Source organism: Kitasatospora sp. NPDC049285, from assembly GCF_040678815.1.
Taxonomy (GTDB): Bacteria; Actinomycetota; Actinomycetes; order Streptomycetales; family Streptomycetaceae; genus Kitasatospora.
In genome coordinates this window covers 164,106-180,112 of the sequence record NZ_JBFAQR010000004.1, presented here as the reverse complement: position 1 = coordinate 180,112, position 16,007 = coordinate 164,106, and the positions used below count along the sequence as shown (strand labels likewise).

At 73.9% G+C, this 16,007-nt stretch carries 20 protein-coding genes; 13 read left to right on the top strand and 7 right to left on the bottom strand.

The features are described 5' to 3' along the window. Nucleotides 1-98 precede the first annotated feature (98 nt). Both AB0K51_RS04995 and AB0K51_RS04990 read left to right on the top strand, forming a co-directional pair. Nucleotides 99-2,567: a helix-turn-helix domain-containing protein gene (locus AB0K51_RS04995; protein ID WP_363450619.1), complete on the top strand. Its 2,469-nt coding sequence runs from the start codon at nucleotides 99-101 to the stop codon at nucleotides 2,565-2,567. 49 nt (nucleotides 2,568-2,616) lie between these two features. Next, complete coding sequence (locus tag AB0K51_RS04990) at nucleotides 2,617-3,159, top strand: helix-turn-helix transcriptional regulator (protein WP_363450617.1); 543 nt, start codon at nucleotides 2,617-2,619, stop codon at nucleotides 3,157-3,159. Nucleotides 3,160-3,230: 71 nt separating this feature from the next. On the opposite strand, the gene AB0K51_RS04985 is transcribed toward AB0K51_RS04990, so the two are convergent. Then, entirely contained in the window at nucleotides 3,231-3,902 is a 672-nt protein-coding gene (locus AB0K51_RS04985; RefSeq protein ID WP_363450615.1) for a VC0807 family protein, read from the bottom strand. Between the two features lie 111 nt (nucleotides 3,903-4,013). On the opposite strand from AB0K51_RS04985, the gene AB0K51_RS04980 reads away from it, so the two are divergent. Beyond that, complete coding sequence (locus AB0K51_RS04980) at nucleotides 4,014-4,538, top strand: hypothetical protein (protein ID WP_363450613.1); 525 nt, start codon at nucleotides 4,014-4,016, stop codon at nucleotides 4,536-4,538. On the opposite strand, the gene AB0K51_RS04975 is transcribed toward AB0K51_RS04980, so the two are convergent. Continuing rightward, nucleotides 4,528-4,701, bottom strand: a complete 174-nt coding sequence (locus tag AB0K51_RS04975) for a hypothetical protein (protein WP_363450611.1) — start codon at nucleotides 4,699-4,701, stop codon at nucleotides 4,528-4,530. The genes AB0K51_RS04980 and AB0K51_RS04975 overlap by 11 nt on opposite strands. Before the next feature lie 102 nt (nucleotides 4,702-4,803). On the opposite strand from AB0K51_RS04975, the gene AB0K51_RS04970 reads away from it, so the two are divergent. The 3 genes from AB0K51_RS04970 (at nucleotide 4,804) to AB0K51_RS04960 (ending at nucleotide 6,724) form a co-directional block, all read left to right on the top strand. Then, nucleotides 4,804-5,544, top strand: a complete 741-nt coding sequence (locus tag AB0K51_RS04970) for a VOC family protein (RefSeq protein WP_363450609.1) — start codon at nucleotides 4,804-4,806, stop codon at nucleotides 5,542-5,544. A gap of 206 nt (nucleotides 5,545-5,750) precedes the next feature. Further along, a complete protein-coding gene (locus tag AB0K51_RS04965) occupies nucleotides 5,751-6,125 on the top strand; it encodes a VOC family protein (protein WP_363450607.1) in 375 nt (124 codons plus the stop codon). A gap of 29 nt (nucleotides 6,126-6,154) precedes the next feature. Next, nucleotides 6,155-6,724, top strand: a complete 570-nt coding sequence (locus tag AB0K51_RS04960; RefSeq protein WP_363450605.1) for a DinB family protein — start codon at nucleotides 6,155-6,157, stop codon at nucleotides 6,722-6,724. A 28-nt stretch (nucleotides 6,725-6,752) separates the two neighbouring features. Here AB0K51_RS04960 and AB0K51_RS04955 read toward each other — a convergent pair whose 3' ends face one another. After that, complete coding sequence (locus AB0K51_RS04955) at nucleotides 6,753-8,033, bottom strand: DUF3533 domain-containing protein (RefSeq protein ID WP_363450603.1); 1,281 nt, start codon at nucleotides 8,031-8,033, stop codon at nucleotides 6,753-6,755. 220 nt (nucleotides 8,034-8,253) lie between these two features. Here AB0K51_RS04955 and AB0K51_RS04950 point away from each other — a divergent pair, with 220 nt between their 5' ends. Together AB0K51_RS04950 and msrA are read left to right on the top strand one after the other, a co-directional pair. After that, the gene (locus AB0K51_RS04950) at nucleotides 8,254-8,814 is read left to right on the top strand and encodes a YbaK/EbsC family protein (RefSeq protein WP_363450601.1); all 561 of its coding nucleotides are present in this window, start codon (nucleotides 8,254-8,256) and stop codon (nucleotides 8,812-8,814) included. A gap of 122 nt (nucleotides 8,815-8,936) precedes the next feature. After that, the gene (msrA, locus tag AB0K51_RS04945) at nucleotides 8,937-9,443 is read left to right on the top strand and encodes a peptide-methionine (S)-S-oxide reductase MsrA (RefSeq protein WP_363450599.1); all 507 of its coding nucleotides are present in this window, start codon (nucleotides 8,937-8,939) and stop codon (nucleotides 9,441-9,443) included. A gap of 122 nt (nucleotides 9,444-9,565) precedes the next feature. Here msrA and AB0K51_RS04940 read toward each other — a convergent pair whose 3' ends face one another. Further along, nucleotides 9,566-10,354: an SDR family oxidoreductase gene (locus AB0K51_RS04940; protein ID WP_363450597.1), complete on the bottom strand. Its 789-nt coding sequence runs from the start codon at nucleotides 10,352-10,354 to the stop codon at nucleotides 9,566-9,568. A gap of 102 nt (nucleotides 10,355-10,456) precedes the next feature. Here AB0K51_RS04940 and AB0K51_RS04935 point away from each other — a divergent pair, with 102 nt between their 5' ends. Then, a complete protein-coding gene (locus AB0K51_RS04935) occupies nucleotides 10,457-11,092 on the top strand; it encodes a TetR/AcrR family transcriptional regulator (RefSeq protein ID WP_363450595.1) in 636 nt (211 codons plus the stop codon). A gap of 37 nt (nucleotides 11,093-11,129) precedes the next feature. On the opposite strand, the gene AB0K51_RS04930 is transcribed toward AB0K51_RS04935, so the two are convergent. Beyond that, on the bottom strand, nucleotides 11,130-11,699 hold the full coding sequence (locus AB0K51_RS04930; RefSeq protein WP_363450593.1) for a TetR/AcrR family transcriptional regulator: 570 nt from the start codon (nucleotides 11,697-11,699) through the stop codon (nucleotides 11,130-11,132). Between the two features lie 82 nt (nucleotides 11,700-11,781). Between AB0K51_RS04930 and AB0K51_RS04925 the strand changes: the two genes are divergently transcribed. Next, complete coding sequence (locus tag AB0K51_RS04925; RefSeq protein ID WP_363450591.1) at nucleotides 11,782-12,279, top strand: FBP domain-containing protein; 498 nt, start codon at nucleotides 11,782-11,784, stop codon at nucleotides 12,277-12,279. A gap of 49 nt (nucleotides 12,280-12,328) precedes the next feature. On the opposite strand, the gene AB0K51_RS04920 is transcribed toward AB0K51_RS04925, so the two are convergent. Next, entirely contained in the window at nucleotides 12,329-13,330 is a 1,002-nt protein-coding gene (locus AB0K51_RS04920; protein WP_363450589.1) for a YafY family protein, read from the bottom strand. A gap of 94 nt (nucleotides 13,331-13,424) precedes the next feature. On the opposite strand from AB0K51_RS04920, the gene AB0K51_RS04915 reads away from it, so the two are divergent. The 3 genes from AB0K51_RS04915 (at nucleotide 13,425) to AB0K51_RS04905 (ending at nucleotide 14,761) form a co-directional block, all read left to right on the top strand. After that, nucleotides 13,425-13,823, top strand: a complete 399-nt coding sequence (locus AB0K51_RS04915) for a VOC family protein (RefSeq protein ID WP_363450587.1) — start codon at nucleotides 13,425-13,427, stop codon at nucleotides 13,821-13,823. Between the two features lie 189 nt (nucleotides 13,824-14,012). After that, nucleotides 14,013-14,498, top strand: coding sequence for a rhodanese-like domain-containing protein (locus tag AB0K51_RS04910; RefSeq protein ID WP_363450585.1), 486 nt, complete (start codon nucleotides 14,013-14,015; stop codon nucleotides 14,496-14,498). A gap of 47 nt (nucleotides 14,499-14,545) precedes the next feature. Further along, on the top strand, nucleotides 14,546-14,761 hold the full coding sequence (locus tag AB0K51_RS04905) for a hypothetical protein (protein WP_363450583.1): 216 nt from the start codon (nucleotides 14,546-14,548) through the stop codon (nucleotides 14,759-14,761). 20 nt (nucleotides 14,762-14,781) lie between these two features. On the opposite strand, the gene AB0K51_RS04900 is transcribed toward AB0K51_RS04905, so the two are convergent. Beyond that, complete coding sequence (locus AB0K51_RS04900; protein ID WP_363450581.1) at nucleotides 14,782-15,987, bottom strand: alpha/beta hydrolase; 1,206 nt, start codon at nucleotides 15,985-15,987, stop codon at nucleotides 14,782-14,784. Between the last annotated feature and the right edge of the window lie 20 nt (nucleotides 15,988-16,007).

Sequence of the window (16,007 nt, the reverse complement as noted above, 5' to 3'; positions counted from 1 at the left end):
ACCTGCGGGAAGCCCGGGCGGGGCGCTGCTTGTGACGTGCGGCCGAAGGTGTCTATGTTGGGCGGGAGCTCGACGGTTCAGGATGAGGGAGGCGTGCGGTGAGCGGGGTTCCTGGCGCACCCGGGACGTCCGAGGCGCCCGACGCGATCGGCGCGCTGCTGGGCGGCGGACCACGGCGAGCCGTCCCGCTGCCCGCACCCGCCGAGCGGGAGCGGCTGCGGGCCGAGTACGGGCTGAGCAAGGCCGAGACCGCCCAGGCGCTGGGCGTCAGCGCGAGCACCTTCACGGCGTGGGAACAGGGCCGCCGCGAACCGCAGGGCGAGGCCCGGGCCGCGTACGCGCGCCTGCTGGAGGGAATGGCCGGACAGCTCGCGGAGGACGAGGCCGTCGCGGGGGCGGGCGCGGGCGGGGCTGCGGCGGCTGCGCCGCGGGCGGGCGGGGAGCCTGATGCCGCGTCGGCCCAGGCCGGGCGGCCTGACGGTTCGTCGGCGGAGCCGGTCGGGGCGGCTGACGGCGTGCCGGCGGCCGCGCAGCCGGTGATGCTCGATCAGCGCCCCGACGGCTCGCTGGTGATGGCCGCCGCCGCGCCGTGCGTGCAGTGCGGGCAGCCGTCGGTGTACCGGGCGCAGGGGGTGCCGATGCACCTCGGCGGGTTCTGCCGGCCGGCGCCCGCGGGCGCGTCCGGCGCTGCCGCGCCGCACGGCGAGGCGGGCGTCGTCGCGGGCATCGCACAGTCCCCGGTCACTGCACAGCCCCCGGGTGCCCTGCAGTCCGCGGTCGCCGCACAGCGCAGCGTGCCGCGCAGCGCGCCGCGGTCCGCGGCTCGGAAGCCCGCCGCGCGGAAGGCGCCGGCGAAGAAGACCCCCGCCGTCGAGGACTGGCAGGAGGCCGCTGCCGCGCGGTTCCCCGCCGGGCCGCTGGCCGTGGTGGAGGTGGCGCAGAGCGGTCGCGGACTGGTCGCGTACGACGCCGACGGCGGCCTGCTCGCCGAGGCCGGGGCGGTCGGGCGGACGCTGCTCGACGTGCTGGAGTGGGCACTGGAGGCGGGGCTCGGGTCGGCGCGGCTGCACCGGTTCGGGAAGGACGGCGACCCGCTGGTGGTGCTCACCGAGGCGGCGGCGGAGGAACTCGGGCTGCCGCCGGCCGGGCGGGACGAGAAGAAGGAGTACGTGGCGCGGCTCGGCAGCCTGCCCGAGTCGCACCGGCAGGTGAAGGCGCTGACGAAGGCCGGCTGGCAGCTGACCCGGCGCGGACTCGGGCCGTGGGCACGGGTGTTCCGCGAGCCGGAGGGCGGGCGGCGGCAGTGCGTGCAGGTGTGCGTGCTGCCCTGGGGCGCGCTCGGCGGCGGCGGGTGGAAGGTCCCGGAGGACCTCGCCGCGCCCGAACTCGCCCGGCTGCTCGGCACGTACGCGCAGCGCGTGATCACCCCGCGCGGCTCCACCGCGGTCTCCGGACTGGAACTGGTCACCGCGCTGCGCCCGCCCACCAGGCCGGTGCGCACCGACGGCGGTTGGACGTCCGGCGTGGTCGAGGGCTCGCGGGCGCGGGTGTTCGACGCGGCGCCGCCCGAAGTCCCGGACGAGCACCCGCTGGCCGAGGGACGCGCGCCGGACGAGGTGCTGGTCACCGAGGCCTGGGACTGGCACCGGCCGCTCACCGAAGCGGAGCTCGCCGCCCCGTACGCGGTCGGACTCGACGTCAACATGGCCTTCCTGGCGGCCGCCGGCCGGCTCACCCTGCCGCTGTCCGAGCCCGTCCACGAGCTCAACCCGGTGTTCGACAAGCGGATCCCCGGCAGCTGGCGGGCCGACCTCAGCGGGCTCGCCCTCGACCCGCTGCTGCCGAGCCCGTTCACCGCCGACGGCAGCGCCCCCACCGGACCCGCCTGGTACACCACCGCCAAACTCGCCTACGCCGCCGAACTCGGCCACCCCGTCCGCCCCACCGAGGGCTGGCTGCGCCACGAGGCCGGGCCCTACCTCGACCCGTGGCACAAGCGGCTGCGGCAGGCGTACGTCGACACCATGGACGCGCTCGGCGTGCCGCTCGACCTCGCCGACCGCGACCCGCGGGCCTTCCTGGACGCGATGGCCCGGCTCGACCAGGGCGACCCCGCCGAACTCGCCGTGCTCGGCGCGATCAAGCAGACCGCCAAGGGCACCATCGGCAAGTTCCGGGAACGGCCCCGCGGCACCGGCTACCGTCCCGGCCAGCGCTGGGCCGCCCTCGAACGCCCCACCTGGGACCCGCTGATGCGCGCCCTGGTGATCGACACCGCCACCGTCAACCTGCACCGCAAACTCGCCAAGCTGCGCGCCGAACTCGGCAGCCCGCCGCTCGCCGTGCTCTCCGACTGCGCGGTCTTCGCCGCCGACGGACCGTCAGCCCTGCACGTGTTGGGGCGCAGTGACGGTACGTTGACGGGCACCCTGCGGCTCGGCGTCTCGCCCGGGCACGTGAAGTTCGAGGGCAGCCGGCCGATGGGCGAGATCCGCGACCTGCTCGCCGACGGGGCCAACCCGGCGCGGCACATCAAGACCGGCGGCTTGGTCTCCGCCGACGAGTGACCGGCCGCTCCCGTCCAACCACCCCGTACCGCAGAGGAAGTGACACCCCGTGGGGGAGATCGACGAGGGCCTGGAACGGGTCGGCCGCACCCGGCCGATCCCGCAGTCCGTCCCGGCCCGGATGCGGTACCTGCTGAAGCGCGCCAAGGGCTCCACCCGGCTGCTGGCCGGTGAACTCGGCGTCTCCCAGCGCACCGTGCAGCGCTGGCTCAAGGGCGTCAGCACGCCCAAGCCCGACGCCGCCCAGCGGATCGAACAGCGCGTCCGCGCCACCTGGCAGCCCGGTGTCCAGCGCCGGGTGCGCCGCCAGGCCGAGCAGCAGGGCTTCATGCTGCACGTCCAGGCCCGCTTCGGCTACACCTCCGCCGCCGGCTCCACCGACGACCCGCGCGAACGCCTGATCACCCAGCACCTCCCCGGCGACGTCGCCCGCGACCTCTACGCCGCCCGCGACGCCGGCGCCACCGAGGACGCCCAACGCCGCATCCTCGCGACCGCCCTCCAGGACCACTACTTCAAGGCCCGCGGCCGCCGTGCCGAGGGCCTCACCACCGAGATCAACGACCTCGCCTGGCTCGACCTCGAGGTCTGACCGCGCCGACGACGCGAGAGCACGGCACATTGACCCACGCGTGACGTGATCGGAGCACCGTGGGTCGGCGTTCAGCGATCGGCCGGGCGGGTGGTTGCGCCGGAGGTCAGCCGCCAGAGGCCGGCCACCTCGTAGTAGACGCCGTTCACCAGTTGCAGCAGCACCAGCGTGACCGGCCAGAGCAGTGCGCCGAGGCCGGGCACCACGTCGACCGGTAGGGAGTAGGCCATCACGATGCGCGCGGCGGCGTCGATCAGCATCGCCACACCCCAGATCGCGGTCGAGACCCGCCAGATCCGCCGGAACGCCGGCTCGCGGTCCCACAACACGTCCCAGGAGGTGCCGTCGGAGCGGAACCGTCCCTCCAGCAGGGGGCGGCCGCCGTGGAAGAGCAGCGGGCGCCTGGCCCTGATCGAGAGCAGGAACCAGAGCCCGGCCACGCCGGTCAGCCAACCGTCCTTGGCCAGCAGGAACCGGGGGCTGCCGCTGACCAGTGCGGCCGCGACGCCGAGCAGCATGGTCCCGGCGACGAAGCCCGCCATGCCCTCCAGGCTGCGGGTGCGCAACCACTGCACCGCCGTGGCGAGCGCCGGCACGACAGCGCCGGCGAGCAGCGCGACGAAGACGCTGACCCCGGCGGCCCGCAGGCCGTAGTAGAGCGCGATCGGGACCACGACGTCCCGGACGACGCCGAGCAGCAGTCGCCCACCGCTCGGTCGCGGCGGTGACCCGGGGGTCCGCACCGTCGCACCTCCGTGTTCACCTGCACCTGCTTCCGGCACGGGTACGTTCTTCCGCGCCGGGTGGGAGCCAAACCCGCACGGCTGTCGGGAGCGGACCCTACGCTGCGGGCCATGGAATCGTTGATCGCTGCCATTCGGGAGCACGAGGAGGCCGCGCGGTTTCTCGCCTGGCCGGGGGACTTCGACCTGGGGCGGGGGGAGCACGTCGAGGAGGTGCACCTGGCTTCGGGCGCCGCGCTCGAGGGGTTCGCCGGTGACGGGGCCGGTGGGACGTACTTCTTCTGCGGGGAGGGCGGCGAGGAACGTCCCGTGCTCTACGCGGACTCCGAGGGCGGGGCGGCCCTGATCGCCGTCGGGCTGCCCGAGTTGGTGCGGCTGCTGCTGGTCGTGCCGTGGTGGCGGGACTGCCAGGGGTTCACGGCCGAGGAGAGCCGCGAGCTGGAGGCCGAGTACCTCGAGGACATGCCCGACCTCGCGGCCCAGCGGGACCGCGCCGCCGCAGCCCTCCAGCTCCACCTCCCGGACCACCAGGACGTGCTGGCCCGCCTGCGGGAGGTGGCCACCCGGCTCGGGGAGGAGTTCGTGCTGGTCTTCACCCCGGAGGGCACCCCGTACGAGCCGCTCTTCACGGTCTGAGCCGGGCCGAGGACCTCTCGGGCGTCAGCTCGGCAGGACGACGGGTCCGGCGAGGACGGCCACGATGTCCGGCCAGCACCAGCACGCCCACGGCGCTGCCGCCGACCGGCTCCACCAGCACACCCTCGCCGGGCGCGCCGATCACGCGCTCGATGATCTCCACCGGACCCCCTCGTCCTGGACTCCCGTTCCACGATCCTCTCAAGTCCGTCAGGGTGACGGGGCATCAGCACTCCTCCCGCGGTGGGTGCGTAGGATGCCTGCCATGGCGCTGCGACCCGTTCATGTGATCATCAAGGCCGTCGACCCGGTGGCGGTCGGCGGGTTCTGGGCGGAGGCGCTCGGCTGGACCGCGTACAGCCCCGGGGTGACCACGTACGTGGGGCCCGTCGGTGGTCCCGAGTGGCCGCACCCGGTCATGGTCGGGATCGACGTGGTGCCCGTCCCGGAGGCCAAGACCCGGACGAAGAACCGGGTGCACCTCGACCTCGCCACCACCTCGGCCGCCCACCAGGCGGAGCTGGTCGCGCGGCTGCGCGGACTCGGGGCGGTGCCCGTGGACGTCGGGCAGGGCGAGGTGCCGTGGACGGTGCTCGCCGATCCGGAGGGCAACGAGTTCTGCGTGCTGGAGCCGCGGGAGGTGTACCGGGACACCGGGCCGATCGCCGCGGTGGTCATCGACTGCGCGGACCCGCGGGTGATGGCCCGGTTCTGGGGCGAGGCGATCGACTGGACCGTGCACGAGGTGGCCGACGACCACGCCACCCTGCGGTCCGCGAAGGGCGGCGGCCCGTACCTCGAGTTCCTCCGCACGCCGGACGAGCGGACCGTGCCGGACCGCGTCCACGTCGACCTGCTGCCCTACCCCGGTGACGACCAGGCGGCGGAGGTGGCCAGGCTGCGCGCGCTCGGCGCCACCGACCTCGACGTCGGCCAGGGCGTCGTCCCGTGGACCTGCCTGCTCGACCCGGAGGGCCACGAGTTCTGCGTCCTCGGCCTGCACTGACGCGGCGTCGGCGGCCGCTCCCGAAAGGCGTTGTGGCGCGGGCGGGCCAGGACGTACGGTGACGGGTGTGAACACCGGAACGGCGACGAGCCACGCACGGACGGGTGACCCGGTGGGCGGCTGAGCCCGGCGCGCGCGGCGCGCGGACCTCCGACTGCTCGGGCAGTACGAGAGTCCGTCAGTACGCCGAGCCGAAGAAGGGGTCCATGCCCGCCACGTTCAACCACACCATCATCGCCTCCACCGACCGCGAGGTCTCCGCGCGGTTCTTCCGCGACCTGCTGGAGGCCGAACAGGCCCCCTCCTGGGGGCCGTTCACCAACCTCACGCTCGCCGACGGGGTGCTGCTGCAGTTCGCCGAGCCGCCGGTGGAGATCCAGATGCAGCACTACGCCTTCCTGGTCGACGACGAGCTGTTCGACCGCGCCTACGGCCTGATCCGCGACCGCGGGATCGAGCACTGGGCCGATCCGCACATGCGCCGCCCGGGCGAGACCAACACCGAGCACGGCGGCCGCGGCGTGTACTTCAAGGACCCGTCCGGCCACGCGATCGAGCTGCTCACCCGGCCCTACCTGTAGGCGGTGGCGGCGGGTGCGAGGATGGCCTGATGGACCATCAGCAACTGGCTGCCGCCCTGGCGGAGACACAGGCCGTCCTCGCCCCGCACACCGCCGCCGACTGGGGCGTCCCGGCGGGTCCGCTGGAGTGGACCTGCCGGGAGACCCTGGTGCACATCGGCCACGACCTGCTGGGGTACGCCGGGCAGGTCGCGGGCCGTCCCACCGAGGGCTACCTGCCGTTCGACCTGACCGTCCGGGCGAGCGCCACCCCGGACGAGGTGCTGCGGGTCGCGATGGCCTGCGGACGGATGCTGGGCGCCGTGCTGGCCGGCGCCGACCCCGGGCTGCGGGCCTGGCACTGGGGGCCGTGCGACCCCGGCGGGTTCGCCGCCATGGGCGTCGCCGAAGTCCTGCTGCACACCCACGACATCACCCTCGGCCTCGGCGTCGACTGGACGCCGCCCGCCGCGCTGTGCGCCGCGGTCCTGGCCCGGCTGTTCCCCGACGCCCCGGCGGGCGAGCCGCTGCCCGTCCTGCTCTGGTGCACCGGGCGCGGCGAGCTGCGCGGACGGCCGCGGCGGGAGTCGTGGATCTGGCGGGCCGCGCTGGACGAGTGAGTCCGGGTCCGGCGGAGGTGACGGCCCGTCAGGACGGGGTGGGGACCATGCGGTGCAGGCCCTTGCGGTCGTAGTACCGAGCCATCGCGAAGCCGAACAGCAGCGCCCCCGCGAGGCCGACGGCGATCATCACCCAGGCGCGGGTCAGACCGGCGTCGGCGCGGGCGTCGAAGTACAGGATCGCGCGGACGCCGCCGACCAGTTGGCGCATCGGTTCGAAGGTGCCGAGGAAGCGGTAGAAGGACGGGGTGGCCTCCAGCGGGATGGTCGCGCCGGAGGACGGCAGGGCCAGTGCGATGAAGACGAACATCGAGACCAGCTGGCCGATGCTGCCGAACGCGGCGTTGATCGCCTGCACGCCGAGGCCGACCGCGAGGCAGGCGCAGCACGAGAAGAGCCACAGCAGCGGCAGGTGCGGGGCGTCCATGCCGAGGACGCCGACCGTGGCCAGCATGATCATCGTGGTGGTGACCACCGAGAGCCCCGCGGTCATGCCCATCTTCACCACCAGGGTCTGGGTGCGGTCGATCGGCACGGTCGGACGGCGGGTGTGCCAGGGGCCGATCTCACTGTCCGCGTAGCCGAGCGAGGTGTCCACGCCGTTGTGCACCAGGTTGGCGCTGAGGAACCCGGCCAGCACCAGCAGCAGCGTGTAGTAGAAGGCGGACAGCCCGAGCCCGGTGTGCCGGCCGATCGGATGGCCGGGCCGGACCCGCACGTCCACCGGGTCGGCGAGCAGCACCCGGGTGGTCGAGGTCGCGTCGGTGGCGGCCGCCGCCAGCTGCTTGCCGATCGCCGCGGACGAGGCGTGCGCCGCCTGCTGGGTGATCTGGCTCGCCAGCGAGGAGCCGAGCGAGCCCACGCCCGGGTTGGTGAGCACCTCCAGCACCGGGCGGGCGGTGGCCTGACCGGTCGTCAGGGCGGCGACGGAGCGGGTGAAGTCGGGCGGGACGACCAGCGCGCCGTAGACCTTGCCGGAGGCGAGCTGGTCCTGGGCCTGGGCCGCGGTGAGCTGCCGCCACTGGACCTGGCCCGGCGGGGTGCCGGCCACCACCGTGGTGGCCAGCTGGGCGCCGATCGGGGCGGACTGGCCGGGCAGCGGCGGGCCCGCGTCGGAGTCGACCAGGGCGATCGGCATCCGGTGCAGGTCGTCCGAGGGCGTCAGGATGCCGCCCATGTAGAGGAGCGAGAGGAACAGTGCGACCAGTGCGGACAGCACACCCGGCACCAGCCACAGCTGCCAGCGGCCCAGCACCCGTCCGGCGCGCGCCGCGGGGGCCTGCTGATGCGGAGGGTTCCCGGTCGCCATGGCGCTCCAGCCGCTCGTCACCGTCGGCCCCCACCGCCGCTGGGCCGGGGCCGGGGCCCCGGGCGGGGCGCATCCACGACCATAGGCGCGCCCGGGGGCCGCACCGGCGCGACACCGGCGGCGCTCACCCGAACGCCGCAGCCGCAGGCGGTGCGCGGGCTGGGCCGCGATGCCGCGCAGGTGGCACGGCGGGCCACGGCCCGTTCGCTAGAGTCGGCGCATGGACGAGCAGGTGAGGGCGCCGTTCGGGAACTTCCCCGACGTGCGCCGGGCGGTGGACGCCGTGGCGGAGCTGGCCGCGCCGGTGGCCGAGGCGCTGAAGAACTGGGACGCGGAGACCGCGCGGTCGGTGCTCTACGTGGACACCGACCCGGAACTGGCCGACACCGCGGTGTTCTGCGCCGCGTACGGGGTGCCGGCCGAGGCGTCGGCGAACTGCGTGGTGGTCGCGGCCAAGCGCGGCGGGGAGACCACGTTGGCCGCCGGCCTGGTGCTGGCCACCACCCGCCTGGACGTCAACAAGGCGGTGCGCGGCCACCTCGGCGCGCGGAAGGCGTCGTTCGCGCCGATCGACACCGCGGTCGGCGAGAGCGGCATGGAGTACGGCGGGATCACCCCGGTCGGCCTGCCCGCGCACTGGCCGCTGCTGGTCGACGCGTCGGTGGCCGCCGCCGGGTGGGTGCTGGTCGGCAGCGGACGGCGCCGCGGGAAGCTGATCCTGCCCGGCAGCGCCGTCGCCGCGCTCCCCGGGGCGCAGGTGCTGGACGGGCTGGCGGGCTGACCCGGAGGTGGGACGGTGTCGCCCGGGAACACCGGGGGGCTTGCGGAGGTTGGAGCAGATGGTCCTCCCGGGGTGGCAGCCGGGCGGACCGAGTCGAGTCCAACGCGAGGAGTGAGAACGAGATGACCACGGACCGGGCTGTCCTGGCCGGCGGCTGCTTCTGGGGGATGCAGGACCTGATCCGCAAGCTCCCCGGCGTCGAGTCGACCCGCACCGGCTACACCGGTGGCGAGGTGCCGAACGCGACCTACCGCCACCACCCCGGCCACGCCGAGGCGCTGGAGATCGTCTACGACCCGGAGCGGATCAGCTACCGCACGCTGCTGGAGTACTTCTTCCAGATCCACGACCCGAGCACGCTCAACCGCCAGGGCAACGACATCGGCAGCAGCTACCGCTCGGCGATCTTCTTCGCCGACGACGCGCAGAAGGCCACCGCGATCGACACCATCGCCGACGTCAACGCGAGCGGCCTGTGGCCGGGCGACGCGGTCACCGAGGTGACCCCGCTCGGCGACTTCTGGGAGGCCGAGCCGGAGCACCAGGACTACCTGGAGCGCTACCCGGACGGCTACACCTGCCACTTCCCGCGGCCGAACTGGAAGCTGCCGGTGCGCGACACCGCCTGACGGCGCTGCTGACGGCCAGTCGGTGACGGTGAGTCAGTGACGGTCGGTCGGTGACGGCGGGCCCTCGGGGATCTATGTGTCCCCGGGGGCCCGCCGTCGTGCGTCCGGCGGTCGACGGGGCGTCAGACGAGAGCGCTGGTGCGGGTGAAGCGGGCGGCGACGGCCGGGATCACCCGGCGGGGCAGCAGGCGCGGGCCGGCCGCGGTGAGGCGGTTGAGCAGGCCGTCCACCGCGCTCGACCGGCCCTTCGCCAGGGCGGCCAGCGCCGTCGCGACCACCTGCTCCGGGCGCCGCTTGCCGCCCGGGCCGGTCACCTCGTTGCCCATCACCTCGAAGAACGGGGTGTCCGTCGCGCCCGGGCAGATCGCCAGCGCCCGCACCCCAGTGCCCTTCAGCTCGTAGGCCAGTGCCTCGGTGAACGAGAGCACGTAGGCCTTGGTCGCCCCGTACACCGCCATGCCCGGGATCGGCTGGAAGGAGGCGGTGCTCGCCACGTTCAGCACCGCGCCGCGGCCGCGGGCCACCATGCCGGGCAGCAGACGGGTGGTGAGCTCGGTGAGGGTCAGGCAGTTCAGCTGCACCTGGGCGGCGATCCGGGACGGGTCGGCCGCGGCCAGCGGGCCGTGCATGCCGAAGCCCGCGTTGTTCACCAACACGTCCGGGACGATGTCCAGTTCGGCCAGACGCTGCTGGAGTTCGGCAGCCGCGCCCGGGCGGGCCAGGTCGAGTGCGAGCGGGCGGGCCGCGACGCCGTGCGCCGCGGACAGCTCCGCGGCGAGCGCCGTCAGCCGCTCCTCGGTGCGGGCGACCAGCACCAGGTCGGCGCCGCGGGCGGCGAGTTCGCGGGCGAAGGCGGCGCCGATGCCGGTGGAGGCACCGGTGATCAGGACGGTGCTGCGGGTGAAGTCCATCGGGGTTACCTCGGGCTCGTCGGAGATGTTGGCGGTGACAACACCCGAATGTAGTCGGTGTCAACAATGTGGTCAACGGCAACACTCGCCTATCATGAGCTCATGCGAACGGGCCGCTACCACCACGGAGACCTCCGCGCCGCCCTCCTGGACCAGGCCGAGCGGGCACTCCAGGAGCGCGGCGCCGACGCACTCTCGCTGCGCGAGCTCGCCCGCGCGCTCGACGTCAGCCACGCCGCGCCCAGCCGGCACTTCCGCGACAAGCAGGCCCTGCTGGACGCCCTCGCGCTGACCGGCATCGAACGGATCACCGCCGCCTCGCACGCCGGACTCGCCGAGGCCGGCGAGGAGTTCGACGCCCGGGTGCGCGCCTTCGCCCGCGCGTACGTCGACTTCGCCGCCGAGCGGCCCGCGCTGCTGGAACTCACCTTCAGCCGCAAGCACGACCCGGCGGTCGCCGACGAACTCCACCAGGCCTGGCTGCCCCTGGAGACCGAGGTGCACCGGGTGATCGCCCAGGGCCAGGCCGAGGGGCTGGTCCGGGACGGCAGCATCGAACGCGTCTTCGGCGTCCTGTTCACCGCCGTCCACGGCGTCGCCGCCCGGGCGGCCGGCGGGCAGATCGCCGGGCCGGCGCTGGACCAGGTGCTGGACGACGTGCTGGAACACGTGCTGCGCGGGCTCGCTCCCGCGCCGGGGGACCGTCCGCTGGAACCGCCGGTCGAGGAACTGTGCTGACGGGTGTCGTGCTGGTGGCGCGGGTGCTGACGGCGGGTCAGTGGCTCGCGCGGGCGGTGAGCAGGGCGTCCAGGGAGTCGACGATCCAGTCCCAGGACTGCTGAGGGTCGACCGGGGTGTGGGCGAAGCCGCCGCCGGACTCCAGGCTGATGTAGCCGTGGAAGACGCTGCCGAGCAGGCGTACCGCGTGCGTCTCGGCCGGCTCGGTGAGGTGGTAGCCGCGCAGGATCGCCCTGGTCAGCTGGGCGTGCCGGACGCCGGCGCTCGCCGCCGCGGTCTCCGGGTCCAGGCGCAGCCGGGCGGCGTCGTAGCGGCCGGGGTGTTCGCGGGCGTAGCCGCGGTAGGCCTCGGCGAAGGCGGCGAGGGCGTCGCGTCCGGCGCGGCCGGCCACCGCTTCGGCGGCGCGGTCGGCGAGTTCGGCGAGGGCGAGCAGGGCGATCCGGGTCTTCAGGTCCTGCGAGTTCCGCACGTGCGAGTACAGGCTGGCGACCTTCACGTCGAAGCGGCGGGCCAGCTCCGAGACGGTGACCTGCTCGAAGCCCACCTCGTCGGCGAGTTCCGCCCCTGCGCGGGTCAGCAGTTCGGGTGTCAGGCCGGCACGTGCCACGGCCGCCTCCTGTTCCTCGATCGTCGTCCTGCGTCGATTATGCGTTTGCCTAAAGGGCTTAGGCAAATTAGCGTGGCCTTTCGTGAGAGAACTGAACGACACCGAGATCCGCGCCGCCTTCCTGAACTGTTCCAAGGGCGAGGCGAAGCGCCTGAACCTGCCCCGGGAGCTGGCCGAACAGCCGTGGGACGACCTCGACTTCCTCGGCTGGCGCGACCCCCAGGCCCCCGACCGCGCCTACCTGGTCGCCGAGCTCGACGGCCGCCCGCAGGCCATCGTCCTGCGCACCTCCAGCCCGTCCTCCTGGCAGCCCCGCCGCAGCATCTGCTCCCTCTGCGTCACCACCCACACCGGCGGCGTCTCGCTCCTGGTCGCCCCGCTGGCCGGGCCCGCCGGCCGCCAGGGCAACTCCGTCGGCGCCTACATGTGCGCCGACCTCGCCTGCCCGCTCTACGTCCGCGGCCTCCGCGAGACCGGCACCAAGATCCACGAGTCCCTCACCACCGAGCAGCGGATCGACCGCATGGTGGGCAACGTGGCGGCGTTCCTCGCGAAGGTGCGCGGCGAAGCGGCGAAGTGACACCGCGTCGGGTCCGGTGCCGCGCTCGGGGCCGCGGGAGACGGCGGCGTCAGGCTCGGCGGGCGGAGGCGGTGAGCCGGTCGGCGAGCGCGATGACGAGGTCGCGGAGCTCGTCCGGCCGCTCGATGACGAACGGCCGGTCGAGCGAGGCGAGGACGGGAGGCAGCCAGTCGAGCCGCTCCGCGCGCAGTTCGACGTGGAGCCACCGCTCGGCGTGCGGATCCGCTCCCTCCTCGGGCGCGGGCTCCGCCACGCTCGCGACACTGGCGGGGAGCCGGGTGCGGACCTGATCGACCGTCCCGTGGATCCGCAGGGTCACCTCGTGCCGGTACGCGGCCTCGGCGAGCCCCGACAGGACGCGCTGAGCCGGGTCGAGTCCGGCGGGCGGCTCGAACGAGCCCGGCAGCGTCCGCGCGTCCGCGATGCGGTCGAGCCGGAACGTCCGGTCCTGGCCGATCCCGGGATCGGTGCCCGTGACGTACCACCGGCCGGCATGGGTGACGATCCCGTACGGGTGCAGCGTGCGTTCGCTTCGCCGGCCGTCCCGGCCGGTGTACCTGATCGAGACCGGGCGGCGATGTCGCACCGCATCGGCGACGGCGAGCAGGACCCCGGTCTCCGGGGTGGCCGACTCACCCGGCGGAGCCGTGAAGGCGAGCGATTCCATGACGGCGTCGAGCCGACGGGCCAGGCGCTCGGGCAGCGCCCGGCGGATCTTGGCCGCTGCCGTCTCGCCCGCGGTCCCGGGTGCCGTCTCGGGAGCTGTCAGCAACCCCGTCCTGCGGCCGGCGACCAGGCCGAGCAGCACGGCGAGCGCCTCGTCGTCGTTGAGCATCAGCGGAGGCATCCGGTACCCCGGGGCGAGCCGGTACCCGCCGTAGCGGCCACGGACCGCCTCGACGGGGATGTCGAGGTCGACCAGGTGGTCCACGTACCGCCGCACGGTGCGCCCGTCGACGCCGAGCCGGTCGGCGAGTTCGGCCGCCGTCCTGGTGCCGCCGGACTGCAGGAGTTCCAGGAGGGTGAGCACGCGGCTGGTGGGTCGAGCCATGTCCACGAGCCTAGCGTCGATACCGGACCGATTCTGTCCACTATCTGCTCTAACGTCCGAGGTGCAACGACTCCACCAACCCGAGGAGAGCACCATGGACTTCGTTTCGACGCGGATCATCACCGGCGACATCGCGCGCCTCGTCGACTTCTACGAGCGAGCCACCGGAGTGCGGGCGGACTGGTCCACCGAGGACTTCGCCGAACTGCGGACCGCCGGCGCGACCCTCGCGATCGGCAGCACCCGCACCGTGGCCCTGTTCGCACCCGGCTCCGCCCGCCCGGCCGACAACCACTCCGTGATCATCGAGTTCCTCGTCGCCGACGTGGACGACGTCCACCGGAACCTGACCGGTCTCGTCGCCGACTTCGTCACCGAGCCCACCACCATGCCCTGGGGCAACCGCTCGCTCCTGCTCCGCGACCCCGACGGCAACCTCGTCAACTTCTTCACCCCCGTCACGCCGGAGGCCATCGAGAAATTCGCCCGCTGAACGATCAGCCGCACGGCCGAGCGGGCGGGGACGGGGTCGTGCTTGGCGGGATCTTGGCGGTCTCAGGCGGTTACGCCACTCGCCGGGGTGGGGTCGGTGATCAGAGGATGAGGTCATCGGCGGCGGCCGGGGGAACCCGGGGCCGTTCGCCGGATTCCGTTCCGCCCAGTACGAACGCGAGGCCTCCGCATGTCTGTTGCCGCTTCCACCGAGATCACCAGCGCCGTCCTGAGCGTGCCCGCCGCCGCCCCGGCCGAGGCCGCTGCGCACTACGCCGCCCGGCTCGCCTTCGAGGCTGACGTCTCGGACGTGCACACCGACCTCGCGTCCGGCGTGCCCGGCATCGTGGTGGTCGACACCCGCAGTGAGGTCGCCTGGGAGCAGGGTCGCATCCCCGGAGCGCTGCACATCCCGACTGCGCGGATCGCCGAGCTGGCACCGGAGTTGATCGAGCCGAGCCAGACGGTGGTCACCTACTGCTGGGGCCCCGGCTGCAACGGTGCCACCCGTGCGGCGCTGGTCTTCGCCCGGCTCGGCTACCAGGTCAAGGAGATGCTCGGCGGCTTCGAGTACTGGGTCCGCGAGGGCTTCGCGTACGACTCGGCCGCCGGCACCCAGCAGCGTCCGATCGACGACCTGACCGCGCCGCGCTCGGGCATCTCCTGCGCCTGCTGAACTCGCCCGGGGATAAGGGGCGTGGGCCGCGGCCGAGGGGACCCGGAGTGATCCGGCCCGCTCGCGTCCTCGTATCGTGGGCGCCATGGCGCAGGAACCAGGCGTGGATCTCGCTGCGCGTCGCCACCGACGTCCTGCCGCTCCTGGTCAACGCCTGCTCGGCGGCCTGCCTGCAGGCCCTGCCCCGGCCGCCCGAGGGCTACGTCCCGTCACCGCACGCCGGTGGCCCGGGACTCGCCCAGCCCGTCGCGGACTACGCCTAGAGTCCAGTCCGCACGGGTCGTCAGGGGTGGAAGCTGATCTCCGGGTTGCTCGCGGTCGGGCCGTCGAGGATCGGTTGCGGAATGCCCTTCAGGTGCAGGTCGAAGAAGGCCGCGACGTACGTGCGGGTGAGCTGCACCGAGCGCTGGGCGGTGAGCGTGCTGCCGGGAGGGACGGGGAGGTCGAACTTCTCCGCGAACACCGGGATGTCGGTGAAGGTCCCGTGGTTGGAGCCGGCGACCGTCAACCAGCGCTTCCAGCCGTCGAGGTGGGCCCAGCTGTCCGTCCAGGTGGGGTCCTCGTCGCCGCCCAGCGGGTGGCCGATCATCATGAACGGCTTGCCGTCGAGCCCGGAGGCGGGCACCTCGTAGTCCATGGTGCCGTCCAGGTCCACACCGGCCAGGATCCGGTCGTCGGTGAGCATGGCCGGGACGGCCGCCGCGCCGCCGAGCGAGTGCCCGGCCATGCCGATCCGGTCGTCGTCGATCATCCGGGAATAGCGCCAGGCGGGGTGGGGGTGGGCGGTCAGCCGGTCGAGGACGAAGGACATGTCCTTCGCGCGGCTCGCGGACACGGCCGCGGGACCGCCCTCGGGGAACCGGCCGCAGATGACGCAGGGGAGCGTCGTCCCGTCGGGGAAGGTGGTCCCGGTGTTCTCGTAGGTGTGGTCGACGAGCGCGACGACGTACCCCCGGCTGGCCAGGTCCTCGGCGAGGCTGGTCAGTTCGGTGCGCGGCATGGTGAAGCCGGGGGAGAGCAGCACGAGCGGGAACCGGCCGTGCTCCGGGCGCGCGCCGGACTCCGACCAGGTCCGGGTCGCGGTGACCGCCTCGGTGGGGATGGTGTTGCCCGGCAGCTTTCCGTCCAGCATGAGGCGGGCGGCCTCGGGGGTCATGTACGGGGCCGGCCCGCCCGTCCCGGCCTTCGCGGGGTAGTACATCGACACCATCAGCTGGCGCGGGCCCGCCGACGGGACCCACGGGTCGGGCCGGTCCTGGTCGACGAGGTGGAGGATCTCCCGGCCGACGGCGTAGCGGCCGGTCGGGCGCGGCAGGTCGGCGTGGTCGACCTCCGGCGCGGTGGCCGTGCTCGATGCGGTGGCCGTGCTCGGCGCGGTGGCGACGGCGCCGGGCGAAGGCGCGGCCAGCGCCGGAGTGGTGGCGACGACGGACAGGGGCAGGGCCAGCAGCAGGGCTGCGGCGGCGGCAGTGCGACGCATACCGGTCATGCCCACGACGGTAGGTCGGG

Bases quoted from the DNA above. Each gene is read 5' to 3' on its own strand.
- AB0K51_RS04980 (WP_363450613.1), top strand. From the start codon at position 4,014: ATGGAATCGTTGATCGCTGCCATTCGGGAGCACGAGGAGGCCGCGCGG.
- AB0K51_RS04970 (WP_363450609.1), top strand. From the start codon at position 4,804: ATGGCGCTGCGACCCGTTCATGTGATCATCAAGGCCGTCGACCCGGTG.
- AB0K51_RS04965 (WP_363450607.1), top strand. From the start codon at position 5,751: ATGCCCGCCACGTTCAACCACACCATCATCGCCTCCACCGACCGCGAG.
- AB0K51_RS04960 (WP_363450605.1), top strand. From the start codon at position 6,155: ATGGACCATCAGCAACTGGCTGCCGCCCTGGCGGAGACACAGGCCGTC.
- AB0K51_RS04955 (WP_363450603.1), bottom strand. From the start codon at position 8,033: ATGGCGACCGGGAACCCTCCGCATCAGCAGGCCCCCGCGGCGCGCGCC.
- AB0K51_RS04950 (WP_363450601.1), top strand. From the start codon at position 8,254: ATGGACGAGCAGGTGAGGGCGCCGTTCGGGAACTTCCCCGACGTGCGC.
- msrA (WP_363450599.1), top strand. From the start codon at position 8,937: ATGACCACGGACCGGGCTGTCCTGGCCGGCGGCTGCTTCTGGGGGATG.
- AB0K51_RS04940 (WP_363450597.1), bottom strand. From the start codon at position 10,354: ATGGACTTCACCCGCAGCACCGTCCTGATCACCGGTGCCTCCACCGGC.
- AB0K51_RS04935 (WP_363450595.1), top strand. From the start codon at position 10,457: ATGCGAACGGGCCGCTACCACCACGGAGACCTCCGCGCCGCCCTCCTG.
- AB0K51_RS04920 (WP_363450589.1), bottom strand. From the start codon at position 13,330: ATGGCTCGACCCACCAGCCGCGTGCTCACCCTCCTGGAACTCCTGCAG.
- AB0K51_RS04915 (WP_363450587.1), top strand. From the start codon at position 13,425: ATGGACTTCGTTTCGACGCGGATCATCACCGGCGACATCGCGCGCCTC.
- AB0K51_RS04910 (WP_363450585.1), top strand. From the start codon at position 14,013: ATGTCTGTTGCCGCTTCCACCGAGATCACCAGCGCCGTCCTGAGCGTG.
- AB0K51_RS04900 (WP_363450581.1), bottom strand. From the start codon at position 15,987: ATGACCGGTATGCGTCGCACTGCCGCCGCCGCAGCCCTGCTGCTGGCC.